Here is an 11,298-nt window from a genome sequence, read left to right as displayed (position 1 = left end):
GCGAAGCGTTTGCTCGTCAACATTATGAGATGCCGCAGGGGGAAATTGAAACGCGGTTGGCGATGATTTGGCGTGAGTTACTGGGCGTTGAGCAGATCAGTCGGCACGATAATTTCTTTGCGCTGGGTGGGCATTCCTTGCTGGCTGTACGGATGATTGAACATCTGCGCCATCGGGGACTTAAACTGGCGGTGCGCGACCTGTTTCAGACCCCGGTGTTGTCCCGTCTGGCAGAAAAACTGGAATACCACCAAGCCATGTCGATACCGGCCAATATCATTACCCCTGATACAACAACGCTTACTCCGACGATGTTGCCACTGATAGACCTGACTCAGGCGGATATTGATCGTATCGTCGAACAAGTACCGGGCGGGGTAAGTAATATTCAGGATATTTATGCCCTGTCTCCCTTGCAGGACGGAATTCTCTTCCACCATCTACTGGCAAACAAGGGCGACCCATACCTGTTGACCATTCAGATGGTGTTTGCGGACCGGATTTTGCTGGACCGTTATTTGGCAGCCGTGCAGCAAGTGGTTAATCGTCACGACATCCTGCGGACTGCCTTTGTCTGGCAGGGGCTGTCTGTGCCGGCGCAGGTAGTCTGGCGTCAGGCTACACTATCGGTCACTGAGCTGACGTTAGATCCGGCAGAAGGGCCAATCAGTGAACAGTTAAGCCAGCGTTTTGACCCTCGCCATTTTCGTCTTAACTTAAGTGAAGCGCCATTACTGCAATTTGCTATTGCCCCGGAAGCCGATGGCCGCTGGTGTTTACTGGAATTGCACCACCACCTGATTGGCGATCACACGACACAAGAAGTGATGCACCATGAAGTCCAAAAATATCTGGCAGGGCAAGCGGATATGCTACCGGTATCGGTGCCGTTTCGTCAGTTGGTGACTCAGGTTCGGTTGGGCGTCAGCCCGGAAGCACACACCCGTTTCTTTACAGACATGCTGGCGGATGTGGAAGAACCCACCCTGCCATTTGGTGTGGCAGATGTGCATCGTGATGGCTCGCAGGTGAGCGAATATCATCGGATGTTGTCCTTTGAACTGAATCATCGCCTGCGTCGTCAGGCGCAGCAGTTGGGTGTTAGTTTGGCAGCGTTATGTCATCTAGCCTGGGCACAGGTTCTGTCGCGCACCAGCGGGCAGGAAAGTGTGGTGTTTGGCACTGTGCTGTTCGGGCGTATGGCGTCGGGAGAAGGTGGGGATAACGGTCTGGGGCTGTTTATTAATACTTTACCGTTGCGGCTGGATATCGATAACACGCCGGTGCGGGAGAGTGTGCAGCAGGCCCATACTCGGTTGGCTGGATTATTGGCGCATGAACACGCGTCACTGGCGTTGGTGCAACGATGCAGTGGCATTGGCAACGAAAGTCCCCTTTTTAGTGCCCTGCTGAACTATCGACATAATAATAATGTGTCAGCAATATCTGATGAAGAGATAAGCGGGATTGAGTTTATTGGCGGGCAGGAGCGAACCAGCTACCCGTTTGTGCTGTCGGTCGAGGATTCTGGTAATTCGCTGGGGCTAACGACACAGACGGTTCAGCCATTTTCGCCAGAGCGGGTATGTAATTATATGCAGCAAGCACTGGAAAGTTTGGCTGACGCGTTGGAGCTTACTCCGAATAGGCCGGTTAGGGCGTTGGATATTTTGCCGGAAGCGGAACGCACCTTATTGTTAACAACCCGGAATGCGACGAAAACGGCATATCCTGAAACGTTATGCATTCATCAGTTATTCGAACAACAGGCAGAAAAAAATCCGACTGCTACTGCTTTGGTGTATAAAAACCAGACTCTTAGTTATGCCGAACTCAATGCTCGCGCTAATCGGCTGGCGCATCAGTTAATTGCTTTGGGGGTAGAACCTGACCAGTTAGTGGCGATTTGCGTATCACGCTCACCGGCTATGGTCGTGGGAATATTAGGAATACTAAAAGCTGGCGGAGCGTATGTACCGTTGGACCCGGTTTATCCTAGTGAGCGTCTGGCACATGTTCTCACCGATGCCGCTCCGACTATTATACTGGCGGACGAGAATGGCCGGACAGTTTTGGGAGCGAAAGCACTGGTAGGCCGGACGGTGCTTGACCCGAACAGCCTGCCTGAACAATCGAATAATAATCCACAGATAGCTACATTGACTCCCCGTCATCTGGCTTATGTCATTTATACCTCCGGCTCGACCGGTGTGCCGAAAGGGGTAATGGTCGAACATCGTAATATCTTGCGTTTATTTGACGCGACTGAATCCTGGTATCACTTTAACCAACAAGACAGCTGGTGCTTGTTTCATTCCATCGCTTTTGACTTTTCGGTATGGGAATTATGGGGGGCGTTGCGTTACGGCGCTAAATTGGTTTTAGTTTCTCACGCGATTACGCGTTCCCCACGGGAATTCCATCAATTTGTGTGTCAGCATGGCATCACCGTACTAAATCAGACACCAAGTGCTTTCAAAGCATTTATTGCCAGCTATGCTGATAATGCCTTACCGGATCAGTTGCGTTATATCATTTTGGGTGGTGAGGCACTCGAACCAAGTACATTGAAACTGTGGTATAGCTTGCGAGAAGATACTTCGCCACAATTGGTGAATATGTATGGCATTACAGAAACCACTGTTCATGTGACTTACCGGGCACTGAATCACAATGATGCAGCGCAAACTGTTAGTCCTATTGGCTCACGTATTATGGATCTAACCCTGTATTTGCTGGACAAATATGGTCAGCCTGTGCCGGAAGGCGTCACCGGTGAGCTGTATATCGGCGGTGCTGGTGTGGCACGGGGTTATTTGAACCGGCCTGAATTGACGGCAGAACGTTTTCTGGTCGATCCGTTCGATACCAAACCGGATGCACGGATGTACCGCACCGGAGATTTAGCACGCTATCGGCCGGACGGTAACTTGGAATTTTTGGGGCGCAATGACCAGCAGGTGAAAATCCGGGGATTCCGCATTGAAACAGGGGAGATTGAAACGCGACTGGCAGAACACCCAGAAGTTCGTGAGGCGACGGTACTCGCATTAGATGATAAAACAGAGAAACGGTTGGTTGCGTATGTGGTGGCAGACGCAGGGGAAGGATTGGTAAACCACCTACGGATGCACCTGAGTGCGGTTCTGCCGGATTATATGGTACCCGCGGCGTTTGTGCGCTTGGACAGCTTCCCCTTGACCCCGAATGGTAAGTTGGATCGAAAAGCGCTGCCGGCACCGGATAGCGAAGCGTTTGCGCATCAGATTTACCAAGCACCTCTAGGAGAAACAGAAACTACCTTAGCGGCAATTTGGCATGAGTTGTTGGGTATTGAGCAAATTAGCCGTCATGACAATTTCTTTGCACTGGGTGGGCATTCTCTCATTGCGGTGCGGGTGATGAACCAGATCATGGCAGTATTGGGCGTGGAATTACCACTGACTGTGCTGTTTAATTCGCCTTCTCTGGCAGCTTTAGCACAAACGATCCAGACTCAGCTTGATCAAAAAGTGCAAGGTCATCAAAGTCATGTCTTGCCTGCCATCATGCCGGCCTCTCGAGAAGGGCGGTTACCGTTATCATTTGCTCAACAACGTTTGTGGTTCTTGACCGAGTTCGAGGGGAGCAGTGAGGCGTACCATATCTTTCTGGCGCTGCGTTTACATGGCCGGCTGAATATAGCGGCCTGGCAGCAGGCATTGAATACCATCTTGGCACGCCATGAAGCGTTGCGCACGGTGTTTATCTCTGTTGATGGTCAGCCACAGATTCGGTTATTGGCGGCAGATCACGGTTTGCCGTTGGTGCATCACGACTTGCGTGAGCACACAGATGCTGAAACAGCGTTGGAATGCTTGTGCGCCGAAGAAATGTCGGCGCCATTTGAACTCAGCGGTGGTTCGCTTATCCGGGCAGTACTTATCCGGCTGGCGGAGGAGGACTATCAGTTCTTGTTGACCCACCATCATATTATATCTGATGGCTGGTCGGTTAATATATTAATACGTGAGCTGAATGTACTCTACACGGCCTTTTTGACCGGACAGCCAGATCCCTTGCCGCCCTTGGCAATCCAATACCCGGATTATGCTGTCTGGCAACATCAATGGCTTTCTGCTGAACACATACGGGCACAATCTGACTATTGGCGTACCGTGTTAGCAGATGCGCCGATGTTGCTAGATTTACCCACGGATCGGCCACGTCCTCCAGAGCAGTCATTTACCGGTCAGACTGTACCTGTTTACTTAGACCCGGAACTGACGGTTGCCCTCAAACAGTTAAGCCAACAGCACGGCATTACGCTGTTTATGACCCTGCTGTCGGCCTGGGCTATTGTCTTATCGCGTCTGTCCGGGCAGGAAGATATCATTATCGGAACCCCCAGTGCCGGACGCAGCCGACAGGAAATGGAACCGTTGATAGGCTTTTTTGTCAATACGCTGGCATTGCGGATAGCAGTTCCGGGTGAATTGACGGTGGCAGAATGCCTGACCCGAATTAGGGAAACTGCATTAGCAGCGCAGGCACATCAGGATCTACCGTTTGAGCAGGTAGTGGAAATCGTCCAGCCACCCCGCAGTCTGGCGCATACCCCGCTGTTTCAGGTCATGTTTACCTGGCAGAACAATGAGCATACGGATCTGACACTGCCGGGACTGACTATCACACCAGTTAATCAGGCTGTTGACACCGTTAAGTTTGATCTCGAACTGGAACTGTATGAGGAAGCGGGTGGAATCAACGGGATATTAAATTACAGTACCGCTTTGTTTGAACACGCTACGATCGAACGACACAGCAGTTATTTGCTGACTGTACTGCAAGCGATGGTGGCAAATTTCCAACAGAAAATAGGGGAAATATCGATTTTGGCTCCAGCAGAGCGTCAGTTATTGCTAGAAACCTGGAACGCGACGGAAATGCCGTATCCTGACGCATTGTGTGTTCATCAGTTATTTGAGCAACAGGCCGAGAAAACGCCGGATGCTATTGCGCTGGTATATGAAGACAGAACCTTCAGTTATATCGAATTAAACGCCCTAGCCAACCAGTTGGCTCATCAGTTGATTGAATTGGGTGTTGAACCGGAACAACGGGTAGCGATATGTGTGTCAAGATCACCCGCAATGGTGATAGGGGTATTAGCCATACTGAAAGCAGGTGGAGCCTATGTCCCTCTCGATCCCATTTACCCGTCCAAGCGGCTGGCGTATATGCTGGAAGACACTGCACCAGTTGCAGTACTGATCCAAACCGAGTGGGTTGGCCGGTTGGTCAGCACTGTGCCCACGGTGGTGCTTGATGCTCAGGCAGAATGCTTGATGACATATTCCACCGATAACCCAGATGATCAGGTATTGGGACTGACATCACATCATCTGGCCTATGTGATTTACACCTCCGGCTCTACAGGGCTACCAAAAGGCGTGATGAACAGTCATCGGGCTTTGTGTAACCGCTTGTTATGGTTCGTCCGTGATATAGCAACAGCGCCACTGATAGGGGCACTGAAAACTAACATTAGCTTTGTTGATTCTATAACCGAGATGCTGGGCGTGCTGTTGTTCGGTGGCAAACTGGTTATTTTTAATGAGCATGAAGTAAAAGATCTCGACCGTTTTAGTGATGGTTTACGCCGCTTTGAAGTCAACCATCTGGTGGTGGTGCCTTCATTGTTAAAACAATTAATTCAAAGTGATAGCGATAATTTGAAATCCATCAGGACGTTAGTTTGCAGCGGAGAACGGTTGGCGCCTGAACTGGCTCGACAAATTGTGACAGATTGCCCATGGCTCCGTCTGTTCAATTTCTATGGTTCATCCGAAGTTAACGGTGATGCTACTTGGTATGAATATAAAGCCCAATCTGGAATACCGGAAACATCAGTGATTGGCCAACCCATCGCTAATACCCAGATCTATCTTCTTGATCCTGTTGGACAACCTGTCCCTCTTGGCGCCGCCGGAGAAATTTACATTGCTGGTGCCAGCGTGGCTCGCGGTTATTTAAATCGCCCCAAATTAACGGTGGAACGTTTCCTTCATGATCCATTTAGTGATAAACCGGATGTATACATGTACCGCACCGGTGATTTAGCACGCTATCGGCCGGACGGTAACTTGGAATTTTTGGGGCGCAATGACCAGCAGGTGAAAATTCGGGGATTCCGCATTGAACCGGGGGAAATTGAAGTACGGCTGGTAGAATACCCAGCAGTGCATGGTTCGGTGGTGCTGGCACTGGGGGACGGAGCGGAGAAAAGGTTGGTGGCGTATGTGGTGGCGGACGCGGAAGAGGGACTGGTAAATAGCTTGCGTGCCCACCTAAGTTCGATCCTACCGAATTATATGGTGCCGGCGGCGTTTGTGCGTTTAGACAGTTTCCCGTTAACCGCTAACGGGAAACTGGACCGAAGGGCATTACCAACACCGGATAGTGAAGCATTTGCCCGTCAACGTTATGAGATGCCGCAAGGGAAAAGTGAAACGGTGCTGGCGGCGATTTGGTGTGAACTGTTGGGCATTGAGCAAATCAGCCGATACGACAATTTCTTTGCTATAGGTGGGCATTCTTTGTTAGCGGCGCGCATGATGAATATGGCTGCCGGGCAGGGCTTGAATTTCACATTAAATACCCTGTTCCAGTTCCCCGTATTGGCTGAACTAGCGGTAAAAATCACTCCAAATGCCTTGCTGCAAGCGCAAAATAGCGTTATATCAGTACGTTCTGGCGGAATAGGGTTGCCGCTATTTTTCGTTCCTAGTGGGTTGGGCGATTATTCGTATGTCTTCGGGTTGTCTCAGCATCTTTCAACGGATTATTCGATTTATGCGTTGCCCTGGCCTGCCCCCAATGAAGAACCGATGTCAACGATAGAAAAATTCGCTGCCAGAGTGGTTACCTTAATGAAAACCATTCAACCTACAGGGCCATACCGGATAGTAGGATATTCTTCCGGTGGAATATTAGCCTATGCGATGGCTCAGCAGCTTTTAAATATGGGTGAGCAGGTTAATTTTTTGGGATTGATTGATACACCTGCACCTGATTATTTTGGGAAAGAATCCCTACAACCTAAATATCACTTTTTTACCGAACTTGCTCGACAGTCAGGAGGAGAGCATCCTGAAGAAATATCGGCGTTGTACCAGCGTATTGAGGAGTTGAATTTGGTGCAGTTTATTGAAGCAGCACAAGACATCGCGTTATATTCGGCAAATCTACGTGCTGATGTGGTTGCAAAATGTTGGGATCAAATTGCACATTATGCGCAAATAGTGGCAGATTATGAACCGACTGCACTGACAATACCGTTGCATCAATTTTACGCGGTAGAACCTTCCCCCATTATTTCCTTTATGATGAATGAAACCCCCGAACCTGTCAGTCTAGAGCCGTCATTAGGTTGGGTAAAAATCATGCCTGATGTGTTACTGCAATTGATTGCTGTTTCGGGTAACCACTTTAGTTTGTTGGAGGACAATGGACATAAAATCACTTTAGCTGAAGCTCTAAATAGCATGCTGTTACCACAATGAAACGCCAGCGTAAAACCCCAAAAAGTCCAATCCAGTCAGCGTGAAGGGAAATATCTGGAAGGGGCGGACGGAAACGTCTACGTGATGCGTCAGACTTTTAAAACAGAGCAGATGAGCAGATGGCACGTAGGGCAGCAGTGGCGAAATGGTCAAGGCTGCAATGCGGTGCGGCGGAGTTCAGTATTACGCTGGCCGGGGTAGGGCGGAACTTTATCCTGACCTGACTGCCAGGGGTTACGCATGAAAATATTTAGTGGATAATTCCTTCATTTTTAGAGGGGCGCTGATGAAAGAATTAGTGGAGGTCTTTTCTGCTTTTCCAGATCCACGTTGTCAGGGAAAGGTCAAACACCGTTTTATTGATATCTTAGTGATCGCGGTATGCGCTGTCATTGCCGGGGCTAACGCCTGGACCGATATTGAACAGTACGGCCAGCTAAAAAAGGATTGGCTGGGTTCATTTCTTCCGCTCAAAGGGGGTATTCCGTCACATGATACTTTCCGGCGCTGTTTCAGTTTATTAAATCCCGGCCTCTTTGAACGTCATTTTTATCAGTGGGTTTCCCATGATGTTTCTTCAGAAAAGCGGGCGATCATTGCGATTGATGGTAAAAGTTTACGTCATTCGTTTGATAAGAAAATTGAACAAAGCCCATTACATGTGGTGAGTGCATTCTCGGTTGAGAAAGGACTCAGCTTATGTCAGTGTACCGTAGACGGAAAATCAAACGAAATTAAGGCCATCCCCGCATTATTATCGATGCTTTCATTGAAAGGACACCTCGTGACGATTGATGCGATGGGCTGCCAACGCACGATGGCTCAGCAATTACGCGAGAGTGAAGCCGATTATATTTTGTCGCTTAAAGGCAATCAGGGGAAAAACTTTTCGGAAGCCGTTGACTATTTTCAACAACAACAGATAGCCCAAAAGCCTTACCTTAAACCTGGCCAGGATGAATTCGATGATAGCCACGGACGTACTGTCAGACGACGCGGATGGGTTCTGCCACTGACATCAGAAACAAAACACTTAGATTCCTGGCCAGATATTCAGGCCCTCCTGGTAACGGAAACGATACGACAGGAACATTATTCTGACACAGTGACCTCTGATTTTCGTTATTATCTAAGCAGTTGCCGGGATGATCCCGCCTTTCAGTTAGGTGCTCTACGAAAACATTGGGCTATCGAAAATAGTTTACACTGGGTACTGGATGTCACTTTTCGAGAAGATGATTCACGGATGAGAGAGCGGATCGCCACAAGAATATTCACCCAATTACGTAAAATGGCGCTCAATATCGTTAAACGAGACACCAACAGTAAACTGAGTTTGAGTGCCCGAAGGAAATCAGCCGGGTGGGATAATGGCTATATGGAAGCGCTGTTATTTAATCAATTTTAGCCTACCAAAATTTCATGCGTAACCCCTGGGGATAACCCTGATTCATGGGTGAAGTCACTTTAATCACAACATCATAATAAATCGCCGATCCGGGTTTATCCGTACTGACACTTTGCATGGCAATGGCTTCAATTTCCCCATCCAGAGCGTGCTCAGAAAATCCCTCCCCGCTGATTTTTACTCCCTGTCCTTCTTTGAGTTTGGCAAGATCGACTTCTTCAACCTGTGCCAGTACCTGATACCGTGTTGTGTCCATCACTTCCAGTAAGGGCATTCCTTCGGTAATCCGAACGCCGGTCTGAAGCGTTAATAACTTCCCCTTTTCTCCTTGTGCTGCCCTAAGCACGACACCCGAAAATGGCGCCTTGATTTCTTTATGTAAGTATTGTGTTTGTAGTGCCTGATAGTGGCTTGTTGCATTCTGAAGCTCCATTTCTGCAACACGTACATTATTAACACTTCCTTTTTGTCGAATAGATTCAAGATCGTCCTGTACGGAAGCAAGCTCTGTGCGTTGTCGGCGAAGTTGCTGCTCAAGAGTTTCCACTTCCATTCGTGGAACGATGCCCCGTGAAAAAAGCGCCTGTGTTTTTGCAAGATTATCTTTTAATTCCATCACCATGTGGTTTGCATTTTCGACGTTTCTTCTGGTTCGAATGACTTCCTGACTGTTTTCCCAATCGTGCAATTGGTCAACGACAGATGATGCCTTGATCATTTCAACTTGCGCTTGTCGAAGTTCAATATCAAGCTTTCGGGTATCCAGTGTGACTAATATCTGACCCGCATTTACCCGTTGCCCTTCTTTAACCAAAACGTGTTTGATAATGGCATCAAATGGCGCGGGTATGGTTTCAAGACGCCCAGATTGCAGTTTGCCTACCAGACATGTTTTTCTATCAGGCTGTGTTTTACTTCAACCCACTGCACTGATTCCTGATCTGGTGATTTTTTTGAGGATAAAAAGACAACAAAACAGGCCGCTACGATAAGTATGCCAATGATGACCCATCGATAACGTTGAGTCATTGAATGTTTATTCATTGATCGTTATCTCCCAGCTTTCCAGTGTCGTGCCAAGAATTTTATCCAGTTCAGCCTGAGCATTGAGATATTGAATAAGGGTATTTAAGCGTGCATTTTCAGCATTCCTCAGGTCATTTTCAAAACTCAGAACCTGAAAGTTGCTGGATCTTCCGGCCTGTAATTTTTCCTGTTCAATTTTGAGTTTCTGTTGAGAAAGCGAGCTGGCTTTTATCGCTAATTGGTACTCTTGCCAGCGTGATTCTGTATCACGGATGGCATTGATGACTTTTTGTTCCAGATTTATTTTTGCTTCTTCCAAGCGTACTGCCTGTTTCTGAACATCCACTTTGGCCTGCACTTCCATTTGTTTTTTTGTCATATCACCAATTGGAATCTCCAGCTGTACACCCACATAATTTTCCCAGTTTGGGGTTATCGGGTCGCGCAAGGGAACCTCCCCCCTGCGCTCCCACGGAACCGGACGTGACAGTCTCCCGTCATCCGGCTCTTGTCGTTGACCGTTCGCGCCGCGTACAAATTTCCCAGTGTGCAAACAGGCTGGGTTTAACGCTCCGTATTCTGCCTAACCATTCATACGCCTGAGCCAAACTACCGTGTACCCGCTTATATTTGAGGGTAATCCATTTAGCAAGGTGCAGATCTACATGACTGGCTATACGATCCATTGCTGACCGATAAAAGCGCCCATAGTACTTAATCCAACCTCGTAACATGGGATTGAGCCAACGCGCCATGACTTCCAGCGACAACGGGGTTTTGTGACTCAAATCCCAGCCCCGTACTGTCTGCCGGATTGCCTTCGCAGCTCTGGCACTCATTGCTGGCAGGAAATTCACTGATAGTTCTCCTTCTTTCGAGACTGACTTTCTTGGCCTGAACGTATAGCCCAGAAAGTCGAAGCTGATTTCAGGATATGTCTCCGTTCTTTCCCTGTCCTTGCAGTAGACGATTTTCGTCTTACCCGGACTCATCTCCAGCTTACACTCAGCCAGACGCTTTCTAAGCTTGCCATGTAACATCATTGCTTGCACATGACTCTTGCAGTGGATGACGAGTCGAGTCGCCCCGGGGAACCTCCCCCCAAGGCGCTCACGGAACCGGACGTGAACGTCTCCGCTCATCCGGCTCTTCCCATTGAAGCCTGCCCCCATAGTAGCGGCCAGTGGGCAAATAACCTCGTTTCACTCCGCGCAACACGCGCCAGCCAGTGACTGGCCCGTCTCCGGTGGCCCCGAAGTCGCTTATGTTTACGGGTCAGCCATAACACGAGTTTGCGATCGATTTGCCTCAGCGTTGGAT

At 48.8% G+C, this 11,298-nt stretch carries 5 protein-coding genes and 3 pseudogenes; 3 read left to right on the top strand and 5 right to left on the bottom strand.

Translation table 11 applies throughout. The annotated features are described in order from the left end of the window. The 3 genes and pseudogenes from AACQ38_RS22840 to AACQ38_RS22830 form a co-directional block, all read left to right on the top strand. Nucleotides 1–7,544 (top strand): non-ribosomal peptide synthetase (locus tag AACQ38_RS22840; RefSeq protein WP_165579135.1); only part of this gene is annotated, 7,544 nt, incomplete at its 5' end. A 12-nt stretch (nt 7,545–7,556) separates the two neighbouring features. Continuing rightward, a pseudogene (locus AACQ38_RS22835) lies at nt 7,557–7,788 on the top strand (hypothetical protein); the annotation flags it as partial. Nucleotides 7,789–7,830: 42 nt separating this feature from the next. Further along, the gene (locus AACQ38_RS22830; protein ID WP_207631964.1) at nt 7,831–8,952 is read left to right on the top strand and encodes an ISAs1 family transposase; all 1,122 of its coding nucleotides are present in this window, start codon (nt 7,831–7,833) and stop codon (nt 8,950–8,952) included. Between the two features lies 1 nt (nt 8,953). Here the strand turns inward: AACQ38_RS22830 and AACQ38_RS22825 are convergent, their stop codons facing one another. From AACQ38_RS22825 to AACQ38_RS22805, 5 genes and pseudogenes are all read right to left on the bottom strand, one after another. Further along, on the bottom strand, nt 8,954–9,766 hold the full coding sequence (locus AACQ38_RS22825) for an HlyD family secretion protein (RefSeq protein WP_242685665.1): 813 nt from the start codon (nt 9,764–9,766) through the stop codon (nt 8,954–8,956). A gap of 65 nt (nt 9,767–9,831) precedes the next feature. After that, nucleotides 9,832–9,996: a hypothetical protein gene (locus AACQ38_RS22820; protein WP_242685664.1), complete on the bottom strand. Its 165-nt coding sequence runs from the start codon at nt 9,994–9,996 to the stop codon at nt 9,832–9,834. Next, nucleotides 9,989–10,405: pseudogene (locus tag AACQ38_RS22815) on the bottom strand (TolC family protein); the annotation flags it as partial. The pseudogene AACQ38_RS22815 and the gene AACQ38_RS22820, both read right to left, overlap by 8 nt. A gap of 70 nt (nt 10,406–10,475) precedes the next feature. Beyond that, a complete protein-coding gene (locus tag AACQ38_RS22810; RefSeq protein ID WP_207631963.1) occupies nt 10,476–11,120 on the bottom strand; it encodes a group II intron maturase-specific domain-containing protein in 645 nt (214 codons plus the stop codon). After that, nucleotides 11,117–11,298 (bottom strand): annotated as a pseudogene (locus AACQ38_RS22805) (group II intron reverse transcriptase/maturase); the annotation flags it as partial. The pseudogene AACQ38_RS22805 and the gene AACQ38_RS22810, both read right to left, overlap by 4 nt.

The organism is Photorhabdus sp. RW14-46 (assembly GCF_963887965.1).
Lineage (GTDB): Bacteria > Pseudomonadota > Gammaproteobacteria > Enterobacterales > Enterobacteriaceae > Photorhabdus > Photorhabdus laumondii.
The sequence above is the reverse complement of the archived record's forward strand: the minus strand, read 5'-3'. Positions and strand labels throughout refer to the sequence as shown.

Coding starts and splice junctions, on each gene's coding strand:
- AACQ38_RS22830 (WP_207631964.1), top strand. CDS start 7,831: ATGAAAGAATTAGTGGAGGTCTTTTCTGCTTTTCCAGATCCACGTTGT.
- AACQ38_RS22820 (WP_242685664.1), bottom strand. CDS start 9,996: ATGAATAAACATTCAATGACTCAACGTTATCGATGGGTCATCATTGGC.
- AACQ38_RS22810 (WP_207631963.1), bottom strand. CDS start 11,120: ATGAGCGGAGACGTTCACGTCCGGTTCCGTGAGCGCCTTGGGGGGAGG.